Here is a 21,849-nt window from a genome sequence, read left to right as displayed (position 1 = left end):
ACAGTCTAGCGTTCAAGCCAGATAAGGGAGGCGAATCGGCCCGTACGCGGGCTGCGGCGGTAAGAAAAGAAGCGCGGGTCGGTCACGGTGCAAAAGCCGCCACCATACACAGCGCTAATGCCCCGCGCGGCAAGGCGCAGGCGGGCGAGCTGATAGATGTCGGCCATGAACTTGCCGGGATTGCGGCCGGGAACGAAGGCTTGGGCAGCCGCCGGCAGTTGCTGCATGAAAGCTTCACGCACCTCGGGGCCGACTTCAAAGGCCTGCGGGCCAATGGCCGGGCCGAGCCAGACCAGAACGTTGGCGGGGTCGCTCTCAAGGCTTTCAAAAGCGGCCTCCAGCACGCCGGCCGCCAGCCCACGCCAACCGGCATGAGCCGCCGCAACGCGGGTGCCCGCTCGATTGCAGAACAATGCAGGCAAGCAGTCAGCCGTCATTGATGTGCAGGCGATACCGGGGGTACTGGTCCAGGCGCCATCGGCTTCGGCGATACGGCCCGGATCGGCCTCGACCACGCTGACCCCGTGGACTTGGCGCAACCAGGCCGGCTGAATATCGAAGGCATCGGTAAGGCGACGACGATTTTCCAGAACGGCCTCAAGGCTGTCCTCGACATGATCGCCCAGGTTGAGGCTGTCGAACGGCGCCACACTGACGCCGCCCGCACGGGTGGTGACGCAGGCTTTGACCCGAGACGGCGCGGGCCAGTCCGGAATCAGCCAGTCATTCATCCGATAAACGCCTCGCGATCCTGTTTAAGCAGCGACAACAACCAGACCAGATCGTCCGGAAGCGGCGATTCCCAGCTCATGCGCTTACCGCTCGTCGGATGATCCAGTTCCAGGAAGCGTGCATGCAGCGCCTGGCGCGGGAACGTCTTGAGCGATTCAACCATGGTCTGGCTGGCCGCAGGCGGAATGCGGAAGCGGCCACCGTAGGCCGGATCGCCGACCAACGGGAAGTTGATGTGGGCCATGTGCACGCGGATCTGGTGAGTACGACCGGTTTCCAGCTTGACCCGCACGTGAGTGTGGGAACGGAAACGCTCCAGCACGCGATAGTGGCTGACGGCCTGCTTGCCGCCCTCCATCACCGCCATGCGCTGACGCTGCTGGCCGTGGCGACCGATGGGGGCGTTGATCTTGCCCCCCGCCACCACGACACCGATCACGATGCATTCGTAGATCCGGCTGACGCTGCGACTCTGCAATTGAGTAACAAGCTGCGTCTGCGCCTGAATGGTCTTGGCCACCACCATCAAGCCGGTGGTGTCCTTGTCCAGACGGTGCACGATGCCGCAACGCGGCACATTGATGATGTCTGGCACGTGGTGCAGCAAGGCATTGAGCAAGGTGCCATCAGCGTGCCCGGCAGCCGGGTGAACCACCAGGCCTGCGGGTTTGTTGATGACCAGGATGTCGTCGTCTTCATAGACGATATCCAGCTCGATGTCCTGGGCGACCCATTCTCCCTGGGCTTCCTGCTCGGCAGTCAGCTCAAGAATCGCACCGCCATGCACTATGTCTCGCGGGCGGATAACCGCTCCATCCACAGTCAGGCGGCCGTCTTTGATCCAGGCGGAAAGGCGCGAGCGCGAGTGCTCAGCGAATAATTGTGCGGCGACTTGATCGAGGCGTTGGCCGCCCAATTCGGACGGCACCTCTGCGCGAAGTTCAATTTTATCGGACATGCTCAGACTAGGCGTGGCACAGCCTTTGGTTTCGGCTGCGCGCTTGTGGTTAAATACGGCGTCTTTTGCCCCGAGGCTTTCAACGGGGCGCTCATCATAACAGGACGGCCCCGCCCAAGACAGCGGCCGTCATAGGGACGCAAGCCGCCATGCAAGTGAAACACCTGCTGCTGATCGCCATCCTCGCCATGACTGCTGCTTGCTCGTCAACAAAGGACGTCGTCGACGAAAACCTGAGCGAAGTCGAGCTGTACCAGCAAGCTCAGACAGACTTGGATAATAATAGCTACACCAGCGCCACAGCGAAGCTGAAGGCACTGGAGTCGCGCTATCCGTTCGGACGCTATGCCGACCAGGCCCAGCTCGAGCTGATCTACGCCAACTACAAGAACGCCGAGCCGGAAGCTGCCAAGTCCGCCGCCGAGCGTTTTATCCGCCTTCACCCGCAGCACCCGAACGTGGACTACGCCTACTACATGAAGGGCCTGACCTCGTTCGACCAGGACGTTGGCCTGCTGGCGCGCTTCCTGCCGCTGGACATGACCAAGCGTGACCCGGGTGCCGCTCGCGACTCCTACAACGAGTTCGCCCAGCTGACCAGCCGCTACCCGAACAGCCGCTACGCGCCGGACGCCAAGCAGCGCATGATCTACCTGCGCAACCTGCTGGCCTCCTACGAGATCCACGTGGCCCACTACTACCTGACCCGTCAGGCATACGTGGCCGCCGCCAACCGTGGCCGCTACGTGGTGGAGAACTTCCAGGAAACCCCTTCGGTGGGTGACGGCCTGGCCGTGATGACCGAGGCTTACCAGCGCTTGCACCTGGACGAACTGGCGAGCACCAGCCTGGAAACCCTGAAGCTCAACTACCCGGACCACCCAAGCCTGAAAGACGGCCAGTTCGTGCCTCAGGTTGACGAAGCCGACAACCGTTCGTGGTTGAGCAAGTACACGCTGGGCCTGATCGAGTCCCGTCCACCGCTGCCGCCAGGTGAAACACGTGCCAACCAGGACGTGATCAAGCAGTACCAGGACGCCAAGGACGCGATCCCTTCGGACCTCAAGCCGCACGACGAAAACGGCGACGTGATCGAAGAAGAAGAGCCGCAAGCCCTGGGCAACAACCAGGACCGCTCGTGGTTCAGCTACATGACCTTCGGTGTGTTCGACTGATTGTTCGACGCAACGCAAAAGGGAGCTCTCAGGAGCTCCCTTTTTCATGGGCGAGTATTTATTGCGCTGTGCGCCCATGGCGACCTTGGCTAAACTGGCGCATTCCTTATCGAGAAACTGCCCATCATGCTTCGTCTATTGTTCTGGATCGCCGTCATTGCCGCCGCGGTATGGCTCTGGCGCAAATTTAAAAGCCCTGCTGCCAGCCAACGCCGCACCGGCGAGCCAGATGCCGCTTTGATGGTGCGCTGCGCCCACTGCGGCGTGCATGTGCCGCAGGATCGTGCGCTCAGCTCGGGCCAGGCCTGGTATTGCACCCAGGCGCACCTGCAGCAAGGGCCGAAGTCTATTCAGCGTTGAGTCGACCGGCGGGGGCGTAAGGTGCCGGATCGATGATCGGTGCCTGCCCCAGCAGCAAGTCGGCAAACAACTGGCAGGACGCCGGAGCAAGCACCAGGCCATTGCGGTAATGCCCGCAATTGAGCCACAGGCCCTTAAAGCCCGGCACCTCGCCAATATAGGGAATGCCTTCCGGCGAGCCGGGCCGCAGCCCCGCCCAATGCCCCACCACCTCGGCGTCCGCCAGGGCGGGCAACAGCTCCACCGCGGACGCTTTGAGACTTTCCAGCGCGGTGTCGGTCGGCGTTTTATCGAACCCTTCGTGCTCCAGGGTGCTGCCAATCAGGATGTGCCCATCACGCCGCGGTATCGCATAGCGCCCTTTTGCCAGGACCATGCTCGACAGGAAGTCAGACGCACACTTGTAGAGGATCATCTGGCCCTTGACCGGCTCCACGGGCAGCGTCAAGCCCAGTTTTCCCAGCAACTCGCCGCTCCAGGCACCCGCTGCGAGCACCACCTGATCGCCCAGCATGGCGCCAGCAGCCGTATTCACGCCCACCACGGTATCGCCTTGCAAAATAAATCCATCGACTTCGCACTGCTCGTGAATCGTCACATCGGGCAGCGCCGACAACGCCGCCTTGAGTGATTTGACCAGACGCGGATTGCGCACATTGGCCACGTTGGCCATGTAGATCGCCCGCGAATAACCGCTGCCCAGCACCGGAACCGCATCATGGGCCGCAGAAACGTCCACTTTGCTCAAGGGCCGCCCCTCACGCGCAGCCCAGGCCAGCGCATCGGCTTCGTCATCCAGATCGAGCCAATACAGGCCCGTGGTATGAACCTCGGGGTCAACACCGGTGGCGGCGAACAGCCGTTGCGCCAGTTGCGGGTAGAAATCCTGGGACCAGTGGGCCAAGGCCGTCACCGCCGGGCTGTAGCGCCACGGATACAGCGGCGAAACAATCCCGCCGCCAGCCCAGGACGATTCCTGGCCAAGCCAGGCGCGCTCCAACAAGGTGACCGCCTGCCCCCGGTTTGCCAGGTTGTATGCCGTCAACAAGCCCATTACGCCGCCGCCGACAATCACTACTCGCTGTTGCTTTGCCATCATTTGATCCAGCCGATAAAAAGGGAGAAGCGCACCCGGCGCCCATTCATCCAGCACTCTCATCACTGCCCCCAGCATGCCTTGAGCGGCATCTGCGGTGCAGCACCCGGATTGCTTCGCATCCCGGAGCTGGTCAAGCGGAATTGGCCGCAAGCGTCGTCCGCCATGACTGAGTCGGTGGCAGGCGTGGCGAGCAGGGCAAAATCCTGGGGGTTCAATACTGCGCTGATTCTATAGTGATCATTGCCTGTACTGACGCCGCCTGCATCAATAAAACTGCCGTTGCGTGTGTAAAAGCGCTCCAGATGCTGAGCTTGCTCGGTCAGCAGCGCGACGATTTGCACCCGATACACCTTTTTCACTTGGCTGGTGTAGGCGGGGTAAGCGATGCCGCCCAGCAGCGCAATGATCGCCACGGCGATCAATAACTCGATCAGGGTAAAGCCCTGGCTATCCATGCCCATTTGATTGTTCCTTATTGAAGTTGCCGCCATAAGACGCGCCGAAACCTATTGCCGCCGCCCTCCTCCACCCGCGCGTACACGGTCTCCAGCACCGTGCGCGATTGGCCATCCAGCCCGACGGCCGTCACCCGAAAAAGCGCGGCTGGGGCATGCGGCGGCAAATGCGCCTGGCCCACACCCACTCCCAGGGATTGAACGCCATATACCCCACTCTTGAACGCCACCCAAGTCACTCCCGAAACCGGATTGGGCCCAGCGCCCACTAACGAAAACGCTTCATTGGGGGGCGCGCAACTGATGAACGAGTGACAAACCGGCAGCGCATGCCCGCCCCTGCGCACCGCTGCCTCCCCGAGCCGAAGGCCACTTTCGGCAGTCTGGAACGATTGAACACGCTGCCACAGGCTGCTTGCGGCCTTCTGCTGCGAGATTGCGCCTTGCATCGATGACAACCCCAGCAACGACAACAACAGCAAAAATACCAAGCTGATCAGCAGCACCATTCCCGTCTGCCGCATCTGGCTACCCATAACCATCGTCATCGCCCTACTCCAACCGGTTGCGCAGTGCAGCCACAACGCTATAAGACTGATCCTTCACGCGCCCAGTCGGGTCTTGCAGGGTCATGAGGATGCGCGCGCTGCGTATCAACGATGCGTCGGCCGGGTGGCTGTCGTAACGCACTACGTCCGTCGACTCAGGCCCGGCCGCCACGCCAAAGCTGAGGTCGAATGCTCGTACGTTATCCATCAGTACCGCCTTGGCCGGTGCCGACGGTGTACTGATCTTCAACTGGCCCGTTTCGTAGGTATAGGTAAGCTCGCGTATTGCAAAACGAATCTGGCCGGGCGCGACTGCAGGCGCTGTTCCGGTGTAAGCCTGAGCGGCCTCCTTGCAGTCGGACACCACCGTCCAGTCAGGTTTGCCAGCACCGTCGCCGGCGTGGGCGGTCACCAGCGTCAGGGCCTTCGCGCCTGCCGATACCTCCCAGCTGATCGGCCGATCAAACGCCGCCGGGGGCGTTGTCGATAGACGCCGTCGCCAAACACCCCAGCATGCCGGCCTGGCGAATATCCTGAGTCATCTTGCTCAGCACGAACCGCGCATCGTCCTGCAGCACCATGGCCGCCTGCTGGCTGGTTTGGGTCAATCGCGAACTGATCAGCACCTGGCTTGCACCCAGCACCACGACCAGCCCGATGGCCAATGCCAGCAGCAACTCCACCAGACCGAACCCCCGCGCCGGGCGGATCATTGCAATCTCCCTTGCCCGTTGGCAATTCGACTGGTCAGGGTGAAGGACTCCCGGGCACCGAGGCTGCCCGCGCTCCTGGCATCTTCCCAACTGATGCTGATAGTGACCTCGTCACCGCTGACCGCTACGGCACCCTTGGCCTCCTTGCCGGCAAAACCCATGATGTTGGCCTCGAAGTCATGCAGGTCCAGGTCACGCACGCTGGCTGTCGAAGTACTGGGCGGAGCCCGCTCGGTTCGACCCCAGGCGTAATCGGCGCCGGCGTTGGCGCGAATACGGTCGAGCATGTCGTAGGCAATAAAACTGGCTTGGCTGGTCATCCGTGCGCTGTCGGTGTACTTCAGGGCGTTGAGCTGGATCGCCGCGGCGCCCAGCATCCCGAGCGCCAGGACCAACACCGCTACCAGCACCTCGACCAGTGCCATGCCGGATTGGCGTCGGCGGGAAACGCGTAGAGAAAAGGTATTTCGGCGCAAAAGCATTACCGTCGTCATCCCTGTCGAAGGTCTTAGAAAACAGGGAAACCCTGTTGTGCAGCCCAAGACTAGCGTCGGTTTTTGACAGGCGCTGCTATCGGAACAAAGGGAAATACATTGGATGTAAAGGCCATCATTCAGCCCCAGGGACCAAGCGCTATACCTATACCTGCCACTTAAAGATCACTGGCATCCACGGATCGGAGCGCACATGACACAACGAGGATTCACCCTGATCGAATTACTGTTGGGGCTGATCGTGACGGGTTTCCTGGCACAACTGGCCGTACCTAACTTCAAGGGTTTGCTGGAGTCGCAGCAGCGGCAAAGTGTGGCCCAGTCACTGGCCGAAGGGCTGCGTTACGCACGCACCGAAGCGATCGCACGCAATCGTGCGGTGGTCATGCATGCACGGGACGAAAACTGGAGCCAAGGCTGGCGGGTGATATTGGACCTTAGCGGGCGCGGCCATTTGGACGAGGACAATCCCGTGCTGCTGGAGCGACAGGACAGCGGGCGTGTACCGGTTGCAGGTAATGGCCCGGTCAGCAGCCAGGTTCGTTTCAGCGGTCTGGGAGAGCCGGTGTTCGCAGGCGGGGGGTTTCGTGCTGGCACCGTGCATGTGTGCGACACGAAGCAGGCACAGAGCTTGTATCAGGTAGTGCTGGCGCCCAGCGGGCGTATCAGCCTGCGCAGCGAGAAAGCTGAGCAGGCGTTATGCCGAGGCTGATCCAGCCCGCTGGAATTCAGAGCAGTGAGCGAACCCGCAACTCCTTGGGCATGGAAAACGTAATGTTTTCTTCCCGGCCCGCCAATTCATCGGCGCCGGTGGCACCCCAGGCGTGCAATTGCTGGATCACACCACGCACCAGCACTTCCGGGGCCGAGGCGCCAGCGGTGATGCCGATGCGCTCGATACCATCGAACCAACTGCGCTGCATGTCCTCGGCGCCGTCGATCAGGTACGCCGGCGTCGCCATGCGCTCGGCCAACTCACGCAAGCGGTTGGAGTTGGAGCTGTTGGGGCTGCCGACCACCAGCACCACATCACACTCATCGGCCAGTTGCTTGACGGCGTCCTGGCGGTTTTGCGTGGCGTAGCAGATGTCGTCCTTACGTGGGCCGCCAATGGCCGGGAACCGCGTGCGCAGGGCATCGATAACGCGACTGGTGTCGTCCATGGACAAGGTGGTCTGGGTCACAAAGGCCAAGCGCTCGGGGTTTTGAACCTGCAAGTTGGCGACGTCTTTTTCGTCTTCCACCAGGTAGATGGCGCCGCCATTGCTGGCGTCGTACTGGCCCATGGTGCCTTCGACTTCCGGATGGCCGGCGTGGCCGATCAGGATGCATTCACGGCCATCACGGCTGTAGCGTGCCACTTCGATGTGCACCTTGGTCACCAGCGGGCAGGTGGCATCGAAGACTTTCAGGCCGCGGCCGGCCGCTTCGGTGCGTACAGCCTGGGAAACGCCGTGGGCGCTGAAGATGACGATGACATCATCAGGCACTTGGTCCAGTTCTTCGACGAAGATGGCGCCGCGCGCGCGCAGGTCTTCAACCACGAACTTGTTGTGGACCACTTCATGCCGCACGTAAATCGGCGGCCCGAAGACTTCCAGGGCGCGGTTGACGATTTCGATCGCCCGGTCCACACCGGCACAGAAGCCACGGGGATTGGCGAGTTTGATTTGCATGCTGTGCCTCGTGTCTTGCAGCCACTTAGGGTCAGGTTTGTTGCTGACCGAAGGGACAATGGGGATCAAAGGTGGGAGGGGGATCGCCCCCTCCCACATTCTAGACCAGCGCCTTGACGCTGATAATCTCGACATCAAAGGTCAGTGTCTTACCGGCCAACGGGTGGTTGAAGTCGATGGTCACTTGTATGTCATCGAAGGCTTTGACCACGCCGGGCAATTCGGTATTTGCCGCATCATTGAAAATCACCAGCAGGCCTTCCGACAGGTCCATGCCTTCGAATTGCGAGCGTGGAATGATCTGCACGTTCTGCGGATTTGGCTGGCCAAAGGCATTTTCCGGCAGGATCTGCAAGTTGCGCTTATCCCCAGCCTTGAACCCGAACAAAGCCGCTTCAAAACCCGGCAGCAGGTTGCCATCGCCGACCTTGAAGGTCGCCGGGGCCTTGTCGAAGGTGCTGTCGACCGTATCGCCATTCTCCAGGCGCAATGCGAAATGCAACGTGACTTCCGTGTTCTGGCCGATGCGTTGCTCAGCCAATACCTGATCAGTCATTGACGGTCTCTCCGGTTTTCTTGCTCTTGAACATATCCAGCGCCAGCATGATTGCACCGACGGTGATGGCACTGTCGGCGAAATTGAACGCCGGGAAATAATGACGGTTCTGCCAGTGCACTAGGATGAAGTCGATCACATGGCCCAGGGCAATGCGGTCGTACAGGTTGCCCAGCGCGCCGCCCAGCACCAGGGCGAGCGCAATGGCCAGCCAGGTATCATCGCGGCCCAGGCGCTTTAGCCAGACAACCAGCACCGCACTGACCACCACGGCGATCAGCGCGAACAACCAACGCTGCCAGCCGCCGCCATCGGCGAGGAAGCTGAAGGCCGCGCCGGTGTTGTAGGCCAGGGTCCAGCTGAAGTAGTCCGGGATCACCACGATCTGCTGGAACATTTCCAGGGTGCCTTCGAAATGAGCCTTGCTGACCTGGTCGATGACCAGGACCAGCACGCTCAGTACGAGCCAGCCAAGACGTCCGAAACGGCCGGCGTTAGGCATGCTTTGACTAGGCATAGTGGCGAACCTCGCCTTCACCGCTGATGTTATCCACGCAGCGACCGCAGATTTCCGGGTGTTCAGGGTTCACGCCGACATCTTCACGGCAGTGCCAGCAACGGGCGCACTTGGGGAAGGCCGACTTGACCACTTTGAGCTTCAGGCCCGGCACTTCGGTCGCCACGGCGTCCGCCGGCGCCTGGGTGAATGGTGCCAGGCTTGCGGTAGAGGTGATCAACACAAAGCGCAGCTCGTTGCTCAGCTTGGCCAGGTCGGCGGTCAAGCCTTCCTCGGCAAACAGGGTGACTTCGGCTTGCAGGTTGCCACCCACGGCCTTGGCCGCGCGCTGCACTTCCAGCTCCTTGTTCACCGCAACCTTCACGGCCATCACGCCTTCCCAATACTCGCGGCCCAGTTCGAAGTCGGCCGGCAGTTCGGTCAGGCCTTCGTACCAGGTATTGAGCATGACGGACTCGTTACGCTCGCCCGGCAGGTACTCCCACAGCTCGTCGGCGGTGAACGCCAGGATCGGGGCGATCCAGCGCACCAGCGCTTCGCTGATGTGATACAGCGCGGTCTGCGCCGAGCGGCGCGCCTTGCTGTTGGCGGCGGTGGTGTACTGGCGGTCCTTGATGATGTCGAGGTAGAAACCACCCAGCTCCTGCACGCAGAAGTTGTGGATCTTCGAATACACGTTCCAGAAGCGGTACTCGCCGTAGTGTTCCTGCAACTCGCGTTGCAGCAACAGGGTACGGTCCACGGCCCAACGGTCGAGGGCGAGCATGTCCTCGGCCGGCAGCAGGTCGGTGGCCGGGTTGAAGCCGGTCAGGTTCGACAGCAGGAAGCGTGCGGTATTACGGATGCGACGGTAGGCATCGGCGCTGCGGGCCAGGATTTGGTCCGACACGGCGATTTCGCCCGAATAATCGGTCGACGCGACCCACAGACGCATGATGTCGGCGCCCAGGGTGTCGTTGATTTTTTTCGGCTCGATCACGTTTTTCAGCGACTTGGACATCTTGCGACCGTTTTCGTCGACGGTGAAGCCGTGGGTCAACAGTTCGCGGTACGGCGCATGGCCATCAATGGCGCAACCGGTCAGCAACGAGGAGTGGAACCAGCCACGGTGCTGGTCCGAACCTTCCAGGTACAGGTCGGCACGCGGGCCGGTTTCGTGGCCCATCGGGTGCGAACCGCGCAGGACGTGCCAATGGGTGGTGCCCGAATCGAACCACACGTCGAGGGTGTCGCTGATTTTGTCGTACTGCGGCGCTTCGTCACCCAGCAACTCGGCGGCGTCCAGCTTGAACCAGGCTTCGATGCCTTCCTGTTCAACGCGCTGGGCCACTTCTTCCATCAATTCGACGGTGCGTGGGTGCAGCTCGCCGCTTTCCTTGTTCAGGAAGAACGGAATCGGCACGCCCCAGTTGCGCTGGCGGGAGATGCACCAGTCCGGACGGTTGGCGATCATCGAGTGCAGGCGCGCCTGGCCCCAGGCCGGGACGAACTGGGTGTCTTCGATGGCTTTGAGCGAGCGTACGCGCAGGGTCTCGCCGTTGGTCGGTTCTTTGTCCATGCCAATAAACCACTGCGCGGTGGCGCGGTAGATCAACGGGGTCTTGTGGCGCCAGCAGTGCATGTAGCTGTGCTTGATGGTGTCGGCCTGCATCAACGCGCCGACTTCACGCAGCTTGTCGATGATCGGCTGGTCGGCCTTGAAGATGAACTGCCCGCCGAAGAACTCCAGCGACGGCACATACACGCCGTTGCTCTGCACCGGGTTGATGATGTCGTCGTTGACCATGCCGTACTTCTTGCAGGTCACGAAGTCGTCCACGCCGTAGGCAGGCGAGCAATGAACGATGCCCGTGCCCGAACCCAGCTCAACGTAGTCGGCCATGTAGACGGGCGACAGACGGTCATAGAACGGATGACGGAAGTTGATCAGTTCCAGCGCGGAGCCGGTAGTGGTGGCGATCACCGAACCTTGCAGTTCGTAACGCGCCAGGCACGACTCGACCATTTCTTCGGCCAGCACCAGCAGGCGGTCACCCACGTCAACCAGCGCGTAGGTGAACTCCGGGTGCACGTTCAGCGCCTGGTTGGCAGGAATGGTCCATGGCGTGGTGGTCCAGATTACGATGGCCGCGGGCTTGGCCAGCGATGCCAGGCCGAAGGCCTCGGCCAGCTTGGCGTCGTCGGCGACCGGGAAGGCCACGTCGATGGTCGAAGATTTCTTTTCTTCGTACTCGACTTCCGCCTCGGCCAGGGCCGAGCCGCAGTCGAAGCACCAGTTCACGGGCTTGAGGCCCTTGAACACGAAACCACCCTTGACGATTTCGGCCAAGGCACGGATTTCACCGGCCTCGTTCTTGAAGCTCATGGTTTTGTAAGGGTTGTCCCACTCGGCCAACACACCCAGACGGATGAATTCGGATTTCTGCCCTTCGATCTGCTCGGTGGCGTAGGCACGGCACAGTTCGCGGGTTTTATCCGCGCCCAGGTTCTTGCCGTAGGTCACTTCGACTTTGTGTTCGATCGGCAGGCCGTGGCAGTCCCAACCCGGAACATAGGGTGCGTCGAAGCCCGACAGGGTTTTCGAACGCAGGATCATGTCCTTGAGAATCTTGTTCAGCGCATGACCGATGTGAATCGTGCCGTTGGCATAAGGAGGGCCGTCGTGCAGGACGAATTTCGGACGATCCTTGCCAATTTCGCGCAACTTTCCGTACAGGCCAATACTGTCCCAGCGCTGCAGGATCTGCGGTTCGCGCTGTGGCAGGCCGGCCTTCATTGGGAAGGCGGTGTCCGGAAGGTTTAGCGTGGCTTTATAGTCGGTCATTTAAGGCTCTTCGGTTAGCGATGGGCGCTAGGTGCGGCTAGTGCACGGGCGGCGGCGACATCCGCATTGATCGCCGTTTTCAATGCCTCAAGGGAGGCAAATCGCTGCTCTTCACGCAGCTTCTGGTGGAAAACCACCGTTAAACGCCGGTCGTATAAATCACCGGCAAAATCCAGAAGATGAACTTCCAGGTGGGCCTTGCCATCACCTGCAACCGTGGGCCTGACGCCTATGTTGGCGACTCCCGGCCACGATTGGCCGTCGATGTCGACACTCACCAGGTAAACCCCGGTCAGCGGCACACGACGGCGCTTGAGTTGCACGTTGGCGGTTGGCGTGCCCAGTTGGCGCGCCAGCTTCTGGCCGTGCAGTACCCGTCCGGCGATGCGGAACGGGCGACCGAGCAAACGCTCGGCCAAGGCGAAGTCGGCAGCGGCCAGGGCGTTACGCACCTGGGTGCTGCTCACGCGCAGACCGTCCAGTTCGACGGTTTGCGCGGCTTCGACGGTAAAACCCTGGTTGACGCCGGCGTGTTGCAGGAAATCGAAATCGCCGACGCGGTCGCAACCGAAACGGAAGTCGTCGCCGACCTCCAGATGCTGTACGCCCAGGCCATCAACGAGAATGCGGTCGACGAACTCGGCGGCGCTAAGGCTTTGCAGACGCTGGTTGAAAGCCAGGCAGAGGACGCGGTCCACGCCTTCTTCAGCCAGCAACTGCAGTTTGTCCCGCAGGCGGGCCAGACGGGCCGGCGCTGTTTGCGGGGTAAAGAATTCCCGCGGCTGTGGCTCAAAAATCACCACGCAGCTGGGCACGCCCAACTCGACCGCACGCTCGCGCAGCCTGGCCAGGATAGCCTGGTGGCCACGGTGAACACCGTCAAAGTTGCCAATAGTGGCGACGCAGCCCCGGTGCTCGGGGCGCAGGTTGTGGAGACCTCGAACCAGCTGCATAACGCGCTTCTTGCTCATAAAGTGGTCGATTATAACCACACCCGGCCCCGGACGACAGGCAACAGCGCAGGCCAAATGGATCGATTCGATAAAACAGCCGTTTTACCGCCGCAAACTGTCTATCCCAGCGACTTGCGATTGAAATCGCGCAGGCGGAAACCCTGCAGCAGCAACATCCCGAAGTACACCACCACGCCAGCCACCACCAGCACGCCAAGGCGCAGGAAGCGCTCCAGCATGTGGCCCTGGTCCCAGGCCGGCATCACGTGCATCAAGCCAAGCAACACGGCAGACATCGCGGCCACCGCCACCAGCAACTTGAAGGTGAACGCACCCCAGCCTGGCTGCGGCTGGTACATCTGCTGCTTGCGCAACTGGTAGAACAGCAGGCCAGCATTGATGCAGGCGCCGGCACTGATCGCCAACGCCAGGCCGGCATGGGCCAGCGGGCCGATAAAAATCAGGTTGAGCAGTTGTGTGACGATCAGTGTGAAAATCGCGATCTTCACCGGCGTGCGGATGTTCTGCTGGGCATAGAAGCCCGGCGCGAGCACCTTGATCACGATAATACCGAGCAAGCCGACGGAGTAGGCCACCAGCGCATGCTGGGTCATCAAGGCGTCATGGGCGTCGAATTGTCCGTATTGAAACAGCGAGACCGTCAAAGGTTCAGCCAGGATCCCCAGGGCCAGCGCGCATGGCAGCACCAGCAGGAAGCACAGGCGCAGGCCCCAGTCGAGAATGCGCGAATATTCCTGGCGGTCCTTGCTCGCATAGGTGCGCGCCAGGGTCGGCAACAGGATTGTGCCCAAGGCTACCCCGAGCACGCCGGATGGCAATTCCATCAGACGGTCGGCGTAGTACATCCACGACACCGAGCCGGACACCAGCAGCGAAGCGAAGGCGGTGTTGATGATCAGGGAAATCTGACTGACCGACACCCCGAGGATCGCTGGCAACATATTGCGCATCACGCGCCAGACGCCGGTGTCCTTTAGGTTCAGGCGCGGCAGCACAAGCATGCCGATCTTTTTCAGATGCGGCAGTTGATAGAGCAACTGCGCCAGGCCGCCGGCCAGGACGGCCCAACCAAGGGCCATCACCGGCGGATCGAAGTACGGCGTGAGGAACAGCGCGAAGATAATCATGCTGACGTTAAGCAGCGTCGGCACGAAGGCCGGCACCGAGAACCGGTTCCAGGTATTGAGAATCGCCCCGGCGAGCGATGACAGCGAGATCAGCAATATATAAGGAAAGGTCACGCGCAGCAGATCAGTGGTCAGCGCGAATTTCTCCGGGGTATTGGCAAAGCCGGGGGCCGTGGCCCAGATCACCCAGGGCGCGGCGAGTATGCCGACGAAGGTCACCAGCATCAGCACCAGGGTCAACAGGCCAGAGACGTAGGCAATGAATGTGCGGGTTGCCTCCTCGCCGTGCTGAGTCTTGTATTCAGCCAGGATCGGCACGAATGCCTGGGAAAACGCGCCTTCGGCGAAGATCCTGCGCAGCAGGTTGGGCAATTTAAAGGCAATGAAGAAGGCATCCGTGGCCATGCTGGCGCCAAAAATACGCGCCAGCAGGGTGTCACGCACAAACCCCAAAACCCGGGAGATCATCGTGATAGAGCTGACGGCAGCCAACGATTTGAGCAGATTCATTGAAAGAGTTTGCGCCTATAGATAAAGAGCAGGCGAACAAAGCGCCTACTTATGCGATACTGCGCGCCTGCAACAGCACAGAGCCAAAGCTCGCGAGTTTACAGGTCAAGCGCCGGAAATAAATCACCCGCCTCTTCAGATCGACCACTCAGCAGTTCGCATCAGCCGCCCTTGACAACCCATCAAGTCATCGGCATGATTCGCGGCCTATTTTGTTTGCTATTTCCTAAAAAGTCTTTCGAGGAGCTCGACGGTGGCCAACACACCTTCCGCCAAAAAACGTGCAAAACAGGCTGAGAAGCGTCGCAGCCACAACGCCAGCCTGCGTTCCATGGTTCGTACCTACATCAAGAATGTAGTTAAAGCCATCGACACCAAAGACGCTGAAAAAGCTCAAGCAGCTTACGTTCTGGCCGTGCCAGTTATCGACCGTATGGCCGATAAAGGCATCATCCACAAGAACAAGGCCGCTCGTCATAAGAGCCGCCTGAATGGCCACATCAAGGCTCTGAGCGTTTCTGCTGCAGCCTAAGTGGTAACAACTGCCAAGCGACCTGAGGTTGCGTAACAGTTAAAAAATGCCCCGTACCGAAAGGTCCGGGGCATTTTTGTTTGTGTGCAGATTACTATTCACACTGTGACGGGGCTTGCTCCCGATAGCGGTGGATCAGTCGCCATATACAGTGCCTGACGCTCAGCAATCGGGAGCAAGCCCCCTCCCACATTTGATACGTGGTGCATTTTCAAGCGCAAAAAAAACGCCCCGAACCAGTCGGGGCGTTTTTGTCAGCTATTGATCAAACCACAATCAGTGCTGATGACCGCCTTCACCGTGAACGTGGCCGTGAGCTACTTCTTCCTGGGAAGCGTCGCGGATCGCAACGATCTTCACCTGGAAGTTCAGACGCTGGCCAGCCAGAGGGTGGTTACCGTCAACGGTCACATCGTCGCCGTCCAGGTCGCGGATGGTCACGATCTGCATTTGGCCGTCCGGCGCGGAAGCGTGGAACTGCATGCCCACTTCCAGCTCATCAACGCCTTCGAACATGCTGCGGCTCAGGGTGCTGACCAGTTCGGCGGAGTATTCGCCGTACGCGTCTTCAGGTTCTACGGCCACGGTCAGTTCATCACCAACCGCCTTGCCTTCCAGAGCCTTTTCCAGGCCTGGGATGATATTACCCGCGCCTTGCAGGTAGACCAGCGGCGCGCCGCCGGCGGAGCTGTCGATGACCTCACCAGCGTCGTTGGTCAGGGTATAGTCGATGGAGACAGCCTTGTTAGCGGCGATCGTCATGGGGCGAGACCTTTTGCATAAGAATGAAGAACGGACAAGTCTAAACAAGGATTTGCCCGAAAGCGAACAGAACCCGGACAGACGGGGCCGACCAACGGTCACGACGATCTGCGGTTTCCACCAGGACGACGACCTGCACTGGGTCGCCGAGCTGTCCTGCGGCCACACCCAGCATCTGCGCCACCAGCCGCCCTGGCAGTCACGCGCCTGGGTACTTGACCCCGCGCAACGCCTTGAAAAAATAGGCCAACCCTTTGCGTGCGGCTGGTGTGCGCAACAGCCCGAATAACGATTAACCTTGGCGCCTGATTCGCGGTAGGCACTCACACATAGAGCGCCACCCAAGCCATGCACCTCCAGAGAATTCGCATGCAGACTTTTTTTATCGCGCCCACCGATTTTGGTGTGGGTCTGACCTCCATCAGCCTTGGGCTGGTGCGCACCCTGGAACGCGCCGGGCTGAAAGTCGGTTTCTTCAAGCCGATTGCCCAGCCACACCCTGGCGACACCGGCCCCGAGCGCTCTACCGAACTGGTGGCGCGCACCCACGGCCTGAAGCCGCCACACCCCCTGGGCCTGGCCCATGTGGAGCGCATGCTCGGCGATGGCCAGCTCGATGAGTTGCTCGAAGAGATCATCACGCTGTACCAGCAAGCCGCCGTGGGCAAGGACGTGCTGATCGTCGAAGGCATGGTGCCGACCCGCAGCGCCAGCTATGCGGCACGGGTCAACCTGCACCTGGCCAAGAGCCTGGATGCGGAAGTGATCCTGGTCTCGGCCCCGGAAAATGAAGTGCTCACCGAGCTGTCCGGCCGCGTGGAATTGCAGGCCCAACTGTTTGGCGGCCCGAAAGACCCGAAAGTACTGGGCGTGATCCTCAACAAGGTGCGCACCGACGAAAGCATGGAGGCCTTCTCGGCGCGCCTCAAGGAGCACTCGCCGTTATTGCGCAGCGGTGATTTCCGCCTGCTCGGCTGCATCCCCTACCAGCCTGAGCTCAACGCGCCGCGCACCCGCGACGTGGCCGACCTGATGGGCGCGCAAATCCTCAACGCCGGCGACTACGAAACCCGGCGCATGACCAAGATCATTATCTGCGCCCGCACCATGCGCAACACCGTGGAGCTGCTCAAGCCCGGCGTGCTGGTGGTGACTCCGGGCGATCGCGACGACATCATCCTTGCCGTCAGCCTGGCCGCCATCAACGGTGTTCCGCTGGCCGGCCTGTTGCTGACCAGCGACACCCTGCCCGACCCGCGCATCATGGATTTGTGCCGTGGCGCGTTCCAGGCCGGGTTGCCGGTACTCTCGGTGAGCACGGGCTCCTACGACACCGCCAACCAGCTCAATAGCCTCAACAAGGAAATCCCCATCGATGACCGCGAGCGCGCGGAGATCATCACCGACTTCGTCGCCAGCCACCTCGATGCGCGCTGGCTGCACCAACGCTGCGGCACCCCACGGGAGATGCGCCTGTCACCCGCGGTATTCCGCTACCAGTTGATCCAGCGCGCCCAGGCCGCCAACAAGCGCATCGTGCTGCCCGAAGGCAGCGAACCGCTGACCGTACAGGCCGCTGCGATCTGCCAGGCGCGCGGCATTGCTCGCTGTGTGCTGCTGGCCAAACCGGCGGACGTGGAAGCTGTGGCTCGCGCCCAGGGTATCGAACTGCCGGAAGGCCTGGAGATACTCGACCCGGACCTGATCCGTCAGCGCTACGTTGAGCCCATGGTGGCCCTGCGCAAGAGCAAGAGCCTGAATGCGCCGATGGCCGAGCAGCAACTGGAGGACACCGTGGTGATCGCCACCATGATGCTCGCCCTGGACGAAGTCGACGGCCTGGTGTCCGGAGTGATTCACTCCACCGCCAACACCATCCGCCCGGCCTTGCAGCTGATCAAGACGGCACCGGGCTGCACGCTGGTGTCATCGGTGTTCTTCATGCTGTTCCCCGAGCAGGTGCTGGTGTATGGCGATTGCGTGATGAACCCGCACCCGAGCGCTGCGGAGCTGGCGGAAATCGCCCTGCAAAGCGCCGATTCGGCGGCCGCGTTCGGCATCGTCCCGCGCGTGGCGATGATCAGTTATTCCAGCGGCGACTCCGCCAGCGGCGAAGAAGTGGAAAAAGTCCGCGAAGCCACCCTGCTGGCCCACGAGCAACAGGGCTCGCTGCTGATCGACGGCCCGCTGCAATACGACGCCGCCGCCAACGAAAGCGTCGCCCGGCAACTGGCTCCCAACAGCCAGGTCGCCGGTAAGGCCACGGTGTTCGTGTTCCCCGACCTGAATACCGGCAACACCACCTACAAAGCCGTGCAGCGCAGCGCCGATTGCGTAAGCCTGGGGCCGATGCTCCAGGGCCTGCGCAAACCGGTCAACGACCTGCCGCGCGGCGCTCAGGTGGACGACATTGTGTACACCATCGCGCTGACTGCGATCCAAGCCGCCAACCGACCTATGGATATCTAAATGCTGGATTTTCTACCTGCCGCCGTGCGCGGGGTGATCGCTTCCCTGCTGCTGGCGCTGAACACGATCCTGCTGTGCTCGTTCCTGTTTATCGTGGCGCTGTTCAAGGCCCTGCCCTTCGCCAAACGCTTCAGCGAATGGTTGATGAACCACACGCACGAAGCCTGGGTCACCAACAACAAGGGCTGGATGAACCTGGTACGGCGCACCCGCTGGCACCTGAGCGGCCTTGAAGGCCTCGATTATCAGCATTCCTACCTGGTGACCAGCAACCACCAGAGCTGGGTCGACATCATGGTGCTGCAATACGTACTCAACCGTCGCATTCGCCCGCTGAAGTTCTTCCTCAAGCAGGAGCTGATCTGGGTGCCGGTGATTGGCCTGGCGTGGTGGGCACTGGGTTTCCCGTTCATGAAGCGCTACACCAAGGCTTACCTGGAAAAACACCCGGAGAAGAAAGGCAAGGACCTGGAAACCACCCGCAAGACCTGTGCGAAGTTTCGCGCCAACCCGGTGGGCATCTTCAATTTTGCCGAAGGCACACGGTTTACGCCGGGCAAGCACGCGCAGCAGCAGTCTCCCTTTCGCTATCTGCTCAAGCCCAAGGCCGGTGGTATCGCGTTTGTGCTGGATGCGATGGGCGAGCAGTTGAAGTCACTGGTGAACGTGACCATCCACTACCCAGCCGGGCGTCCGGGGTATTGGGATTTGCTGTGCGGGAATGTGAAGGATGTGGTGGTGCACTTTGACGAGGTGCGGATTCCGCCGGAGTTTATCGGCAAGAATTATGAGCAGGATGGAGAGTATCGGTTGGCGTTTCAGGGGTGGATCAACCGGTTGTGGGAAGACAAGGATGCGCTGCTTCAGCAGTTGCACAAAGATTTCCCAGACAAGTGATGCTCAAAATGTGGGAGGGGGCTTGCTCCCGATAGCGGCGAATCAGTGACAGATGTACTGACTGACACACCGCCATCGGGAGCAAGCCCCCTCCCACATTTAATTGCGGCGCGGTTTAGATCGCACCGCGCTGACGCAACAGCTCCAGCACCTGCTTGACGCTGTCTTCAAGCGACAGAGACTGGGTGTCGATTACCAGATCTGCATTCAACGGCACGTCGTACGGAAACGACTCACCCGGGATGTTATCCCCACCGGCGGCATACAGCCCTTGCGGATCACGCTCGGCACACACCAGCGGCGACGCCTGCACGTACACCGTCAGCAGACGGTCGCTGCCGATCAGCGCCTTGGCCTGTTCGCGTCCTTCGGCATCCGGCGCAACGAAGGCCGCCAGGGTCAGCAGGCCGGCTTCGTTGAACTGGCGCGCCACGTGAGCGGCACGACGCCAGTTCTCGGTGCGCCCGGCACGGTCCTGCGGCAACCCCTTGTTCAGGTCGTGACGCAAGTTCTGGCCGTCCAGCACGAACACCGCACGGCCCATGTCGAACAACCGGCGCTCGACTGCATAGGCCAACGTGCTCTTGCCGGCGCCAGACAGGCCGCTGAACAACACGGTGGCTGGTTGCTGGCCGAAACGCAGGGCGCGCTCTTCGGTGGACACATGGGCCAGCTTGCCGTGCTGCGCCGCGCTGCCATGGCTGACTGGCGGGGCGATGATCATGCCTGCCGCGACGGTGCCATTGGTCAGACGGTCAATGACGATAAACGCGCCGGTGGTGCGGTTGCTGTCGTAGCCGTCCAGCGCGATAGCCGCGTCAAGGCTGACCTTGACCCGGCCAATCTCGTTCAACTGCAGCGAACTCGCCGGACCTTCGGCCAGGGTGTTCACGTCCACGCGGTGCACGATGCTGGTGATGGAACCCGGCACATAGCTGGTGGCGCGCTTGATGTCGTATTTCTTGCCCGGCAGCATCGGTTCTTCGGCCATCCACACCAGCATGGCGTCGAAGGCGTCGGTCACTTGCGGCACGTTGTCGGCATGCACCAGCAGGTCGCCACGGGAGATGTCGATCTCGTCTTCCATGGTCAGGGTCACGGCCTGACCTGGGCCCGCGTGTTCCAACTCACCCTCGAAGGTGACGATGGATTTGACGCGGCTGCTCTTGCCCGACGGCAACACCACAACCTCGTCGCCCTTGTGCACGATGCCGCTGGCCAGGGTGCCGGCAAAACCACGGAAGTTCAGGTTCGGACGGTTGACGTACTGCACCGGGAAACGCAGGTCGGTGTAGTTGCGGTCGTTGGCGATCTCGACAGTTTCCAGGATCTCCATCAGCGACTGCCCGGTGTACCACGGCGAACGCTCGCTCTTGTTCACCACGTTGTCGCCCTTGAGCGCCGACATCGGCACGAAGGCCAGGGTGCTCGGCTTGAAGGCGATACCGTCGGCGAACTTCAGGTAATCGGCCTTGATCGACTCGAATACGCTCTGGTCAAAGCCATTGATGTCCATCTTGTTGACGGCCACCACGATGTGTTTGATGCCCAGCAACGAGGCGATAAAGCTGTGGCGACGGGTCTGGGTCTGCACGCCGTAGCGGGCGTCGATCAGGATAATCGCCAGGTCACAGGTGGACGCCCCGGTGGCCATGTTGCGGGTGTACTGCTCGTGGCCTGGGGTATCGGCAATGATGAATTTGCGCTTGGCGGTGGAAAAGTAGCGGTAGGCAACATCGATGGTGATGCCCTGCTCGCGCTCGGCCTGCAGGCCGTCAACGAGCAGCGCCAGGTCGATGTCATCGCCAGTGGTGCCGGACTTCTTCGAATCGCGGGTGATGGCTTCCAGGTGATCTTCGTAGATCATCTTGGAGTCGTGCAGCAGGCGCCCGATCAGGGTGCTCTTGCCGTCGTCGACGTTGCCGCAGGTCAGGAAGCGCAACATTTCCTTGCGCTCGTGCTGGCCCAGGTAGGCGAGGATGTCCTCGCTGATCAAATCAGATTGATGGCTCATTGCGTTCAAGCTCCGAGCTGTAAGCTTCAAGCGGCAAGCTTGTCGGCGTACAGCTAGTCAGAAATTTTGTTGATCAGGCCGCAGAGCATTTTTGAGAGCTCGCGAGTTTCTGTAATCCAGTTTTCAGCCAGCGAAGGGGCGATGTAAGCAATGTCACTACCGATAAGAATTTGTGTACGTAACTCTCCACAAGAAGCCTTCGCAATCCAGAGAAAGCGCACCTTTTCTTTAGAGCTGCAACGCTCCATGCCTTCAGCAATGTTGGAGGGCACTGAAAGCGCCGAGCGGGTGATTTGGTCTTTGAAGCCAAGATCCCGGCAATCCGCAAACTCTCTATAAATTCCCACCGCCAAACACTTGCTTCTTTGCCACACGACCAACTTCTCGAAGTCCATTACGAGTCACTCGATAACGGCTCGCAACAACCGGCTGCAAGCACCAAACTGCAAAATTACGC

Annotated in this window: 21 protein-coding genes and 2 pseudogenes; 7 read left to right on the top strand and 16 right to left on the bottom strand. The window is 60.9% G+C overall.

The features are described from left to right. Nucleotides 1–5 precede the first annotated feature (5 nt). Entirely contained in the window at nt 6–731 is a 726-nt protein-coding gene (gene pgeF / locus QF045_RS06810; protein WP_306491563.1) for a peptidoglycan editing factor PgeF, read from the bottom strand. Further along, complete coding sequence (gene rluD / locus QF045_RS06805) at nt 728–1,690, bottom strand: 23S rRNA pseudouridine(1911/1915/1917) synthase RluD (protein WP_016976299.1); 963 nt, start codon at nt 1,688–1,690, stop codon at nt 728–730. Before rluD ends, pgeF begins: the two co-directional genes overlap by 4 nt. Nucleotides 1,691–1,839: 149 nt before the next feature. Here rluD and QF045_RS06800 point away from each other — a divergent pair, with 149 nt between their 5' ends. Beyond that, entirely contained in the window at nt 1,840–2,865 is a 1,026-nt protein-coding gene (locus QF045_RS06800; RefSeq protein ID WP_124356980.1) for an outer membrane protein assembly factor BamD, read from the top strand. 126 nt (nt 2,866–2,991) lie between these two features. Then, nucleotides 2,992–3,225 carry a PP0621 family protein gene (locus QF045_RS06795; protein ID WP_124385069.1) on the top strand — a complete coding sequence of 78 codons (234 nt, stop codon included), beginning with the start codon at nt 2,992–2,994 and terminating at the stop codon, nt 3,223–3,225. On the opposite strand, the gene thiO is transcribed toward QF045_RS06795, so the two are convergent. The 5 genes and pseudogenes from thiO to pilV form a co-directional block, all read right to left on the bottom strand. Continuing rightward, nucleotides 3,212–4,321: a glycine oxidase ThiO gene (gene thiO, locus QF045_RS06790; protein ID WP_306491562.1), complete on the bottom strand. Its 1,110-nt coding sequence runs from the start codon at nt 4,319–4,321 to the stop codon at nt 3,212–3,214. The two genes, QF045_RS06795 and thiO, sit on opposite strands and share 14 nt — an antisense overlap. 62 nt (nt 4,322–4,383) lie before the next feature. Then, nucleotides 4,384–4,785: a type IV pilin protein gene (locus QF045_RS06785; RefSeq protein WP_306491561.1), complete on the bottom strand. Its 402-nt coding sequence runs from the start codon at nt 4,783–4,785 to the stop codon at nt 4,384–4,386. Nucleotides 4,786–4,796: 11 nt separating this feature from the next. Continuing rightward, entirely contained in the window at nt 4,797–5,327 is a 531-nt protein-coding gene (locus QF045_RS06780; protein WP_373424407.1) for a PilX N-terminal domain-containing pilus assembly protein, read from the bottom strand. A gap of 4 nt (nt 5,328–5,331) precedes the next feature. After that, nucleotides 5,332–6,040: pseudogene (locus QF045_RS06775) on the bottom strand (PilW family protein). Continuing rightward, nucleotides 6,037–6,522: a type IV pilus modification protein PilV gene (pilV, locus tag QF045_RS06770; RefSeq protein WP_306491560.1), complete on the bottom strand. Its 486-nt coding sequence runs from the start codon at nt 6,520–6,522 to the stop codon at nt 6,037–6,039. The pseudogene QF045_RS06775 and the gene pilV overlap by 4 nt, the downstream one beginning before the upstream one ends. A 205-nt stretch (nt 6,523–6,727) precedes the next feature. On the opposite strand from pilV, the pseudogene QF045_RS06765 reads away from it, so the two are divergent. Then, a pseudogene (locus tag QF045_RS06765) lies at nt 6,728–7,243 on the top strand (GspH/FimT family pseudopilin); the annotation flags it as partial. Between the two features lie 19 nt (nt 7,244–7,262). On the opposite strand, the gene ispH reads toward QF045_RS06765, so the two are convergent. The 6 genes from ispH to murJ form a co-directional block, all read right to left on the bottom strand. Beyond that, entirely contained in the window at nt 7,263–8,210 is a 948-nt protein-coding gene (ispH, locus tag QF045_RS06760; RefSeq protein ID WP_306491559.1) for a 4-hydroxy-3-methylbut-2-enyl diphosphate reductase, read from the bottom strand. Between the two features lie 100 nt (nt 8,211–8,310). Next, nucleotides 8,311–8,751, bottom strand: a complete 441-nt coding sequence (locus QF045_RS06755) for a peptidylprolyl isomerase (protein ID WP_306494862.1) — start codon at nt 8,749–8,751, stop codon at nt 8,311–8,313. 7 nt (nt 8,752–8,758) lie between these two features. After that, the gene (gene lspA, locus QF045_RS06750) at nt 8,759–9,268 is read right to left on the bottom strand and encodes a signal peptidase II (RefSeq protein ID WP_124385062.1); all 510 of its coding nucleotides are present in this window, start codon (nt 9,266–9,268) and stop codon (nt 8,759–8,761) included. 7 nt (nt 9,269–9,275) lie between these two features. Continuing rightward, nucleotides 9,276–12,107, bottom strand: coding sequence for an isoleucine--tRNA ligase (ileS, locus tag QF045_RS06745; RefSeq protein WP_306491558.1), 2,832 nt, complete (start codon nt 12,105–12,107; stop codon nt 9,276–9,278). Nucleotides 12,108–12,121: 14 nt separating this feature from the next. Beyond that, the gene (gene ribF, locus QF045_RS06740; RefSeq protein ID WP_306491557.1) at nt 12,122–13,060 is read right to left on the bottom strand and encodes a bifunctional riboflavin kinase/FAD synthetase; all 939 of its coding nucleotides are present in this window, start codon (nt 13,058–13,060) and stop codon (nt 12,122–12,124) included. A gap of 119 nt (nt 13,061–13,179) precedes the next feature. Further along, nucleotides 13,180–14,718 carry a murein biosynthesis integral membrane protein MurJ gene (murJ, locus tag QF045_RS06735; protein WP_306491556.1) on the bottom strand — a complete coding sequence of 513 codons (1,539 nt, stop codon included), beginning with the start codon at nt 14,716–14,718 and terminating at the stop codon, nt 13,180–13,182. Between the two features lie 253 nt (nt 14,719–14,971). On the opposite strand from murJ, the gene rpsT reads away from it, so the two are divergent. Then, a complete protein-coding gene (gene rpsT, locus QF045_RS06730) occupies nt 14,972–15,250 on the top strand; it encodes a 30S ribosomal protein S20 (protein WP_306491555.1) in 279 nt (92 codons plus the stop codon). 276 nt (nt 15,251–15,526) lie between these two features. Here rpsT and QF045_RS06725 read toward each other — a convergent pair whose 3' ends face one another. Next, on the bottom strand, nt 15,527–16,012 hold the full coding sequence (locus QF045_RS06725) for a peptidylprolyl isomerase (protein WP_032886172.1): 486 nt from the start codon (nt 16,010–16,012) through the stop codon (nt 15,527–15,529). Between QF045_RS06725 and QF045_RS06720 the strand changes: the two genes are divergently transcribed. From QF045_RS06720 to QF045_RS06710, 3 genes are all read left to right on the top strand, one after another. Further along, nucleotides 15,981–16,301 (top strand): DUF3565 domain-containing protein, encoded by a 321-nt coding sequence (locus QF045_RS06720; protein ID WP_306491554.1) that lies wholly within the window; start codon nt 15,981–15,983, stop codon nt 16,299–16,301. The genes QF045_RS06725 and QF045_RS06720 overlap by 32 nt on opposite strands. Nucleotides 16,302–16,381: 80 nt before the next feature. Beyond that, nucleotides 16,382–18,481: a phosphate acetyltransferase gene (gene pta / locus QF045_RS06715; protein WP_306491553.1), complete on the top strand. Its 2,100-nt coding sequence runs from the start codon at nt 16,382–16,384 to the stop codon at nt 18,479–18,481. Continuing rightward, nucleotides 18,482–19,378: an acyltransferase gene (locus tag QF045_RS06710; RefSeq protein ID WP_306491552.1), complete on the top strand. Its 897-nt coding sequence runs from the start codon at nt 18,482–18,484 to the stop codon at nt 19,376–19,378. 115 nt (nt 19,379–19,493) lie between these two features. Here QF045_RS06710 and cysN read toward each other — a convergent pair whose 3' ends face one another. Both cysN and QF045_RS06700 read right to left on the bottom strand, forming a co-directional pair. After that, nucleotides 19,494–21,392 carry a sulfate adenylyltransferase subunit CysN gene (gene cysN, locus QF045_RS06705; protein WP_306491551.1) on the bottom strand — a complete coding sequence of 633 codons (1,899 nt, stop codon included), beginning with the start codon at nt 21,390–21,392 and terminating at the stop codon, nt 19,494–19,496. Between the two features lie 53 nt (nt 21,393–21,445). Beyond that, on the bottom strand, nt 21,446–21,787 hold the full coding sequence (locus QF045_RS06700; protein ID WP_306491550.1) for a four helix bundle protein: 342 nt from the start codon (nt 21,785–21,787) through the stop codon (nt 21,446–21,448). Nucleotides 21,788–21,849 lie beyond the last annotated feature (62 nt).

The organism is Pseudomonas sp. W4I3 (genome assembly GCF_030816195.1).
In the GTDB taxonomy this organism is placed as follows: Bacteria; Pseudomonadota; Gammaproteobacteria; order Pseudomonadales; family Pseudomonadaceae; genus Aquipseudomonas.
Note: the sequence above shows the minus strand (reverse complement) of the source record. Positions and strands in the feature narration are given on the sequence as shown.

What these genes read in the sequence shown, in the direction of transcription:
- pgeF (WP_306491563.1), bottom strand. Translation starts at nt 731, where the DNA reads ATGAATGACTGGCTGATTCCGGACTGGCCCGCGCCGTCTCGGGTCAAA.
- rluD (WP_016976299.1), bottom strand. Translation starts at nt 1,690, where the DNA reads ATGTCCGATAAAATTGAACTTCGCGCAGAGGTGCCGTCCGAATTGGGC.
- QF045_RS06800 (WP_124356980.1), top strand. Translation starts at nt 1,840, where the DNA reads ATGCAAGTGAAACACCTGCTGCTGATCGCCATCCTCGCCATGACTGCT.
- QF045_RS06795 (WP_124385069.1), top strand. Translation starts at nt 2,992, where the DNA reads ATGCTTCGTCTATTGTTCTGGATCGCCGTCATTGCCGCCGCGGTATGG.
- thiO (WP_306491562.1), bottom strand. Translation starts at nt 4,321, where the DNA reads ATGGCAAAGCAACAGCGAGTAGTGATTGTCGGCGGCGGCGTAATGGGC.
- QF045_RS06785 (WP_306491561.1), bottom strand. Translation starts at nt 4,785, where the DNA reads ATGGGCATGGATAGCCAGGGCTTTACCCTGATCGAGTTATTGATCGCC.
- QF045_RS06780 (WP_373424407.1), bottom strand. Translation starts at nt 5,327, where the DNA reads ATGACGATGGTTATGGGTAGCCAGATGCGGCAGACGGGAATGGTGCTG.
- pilV (WP_306491560.1), bottom strand. Translation starts at nt 6,522, where the DNA reads ATGCTTTTGCGCCGAAATACCTTTTCTCTACGCGTTTCCCGCCGACGC.
- ispH (WP_306491559.1), bottom strand. Translation starts at nt 8,210, where the DNA reads ATGCAAATCAAACTCGCCAATCCCCGTGGCTTCTGTGCCGGTGTGGAC.
- lspA (WP_124385062.1), bottom strand. Translation starts at nt 9,268, where the DNA reads ATGCCTAACGCCGGCCGTTTCGGACGTCTTGGCTGGCTCGTACTGAGC.
- ileS (WP_306491558.1), bottom strand. Translation starts at nt 12,107, where the DNA reads ATGACCGACTATAAAGCCACGCTAAACCTTCCGGACACCGCCTTCCCA.
- ribF (WP_306491557.1), bottom strand. Translation starts at nt 13,060, where the DNA reads ATGCAGCTGGTTCGAGGTCTCCACAACCTGCGCCCCGAGCACCGGGGC.
- murJ (WP_306491556.1), bottom strand. Translation starts at nt 14,718, where the DNA reads ATGAATCTGCTCAAATCGTTGGCTGCCGTCAGCTCTATCACGATGATC.
- QF045_RS06720 (WP_306491554.1), top strand. Translation starts at nt 15,981, where the DNA reads ATGGAGACAGCCTTGTTAGCGGCGATCGTCATGGGGCGAGACCTTTTG.
- QF045_RS06725 (WP_032886172.1), bottom strand. Translation starts at nt 16,012, where the DNA reads ATGACGATCGCCGCTAACAAGGCTGTCTCCATCGACTATACCCTGACC.
- pta (WP_306491553.1), top strand. Translation starts at nt 16,382, where the DNA reads ATGCAGACTTTTTTTATCGCGCCCACCGATTTTGGTGTGGGTCTGACC.
- QF045_RS06710 (WP_306491552.1), top strand. Translation starts at nt 18,482, where the DNA reads ATGCTGGATTTTCTACCTGCCGCCGTGCGCGGGGTGATCGCTTCCCTG.
- cysN (WP_306491551.1), bottom strand. Translation starts at nt 21,392, where the DNA reads ATGAGCCATCAATCTGATTTGATCAGCGAGGACATCCTCGCCTACCTG.
- QF045_RS06700 (WP_306491550.1), bottom strand. Translation starts at nt 21,787, where the DNA reads ATGGACTTCGAGAAGTTGGTCGTGTGGCAAAGAAGCAAGTGTTTGGCG.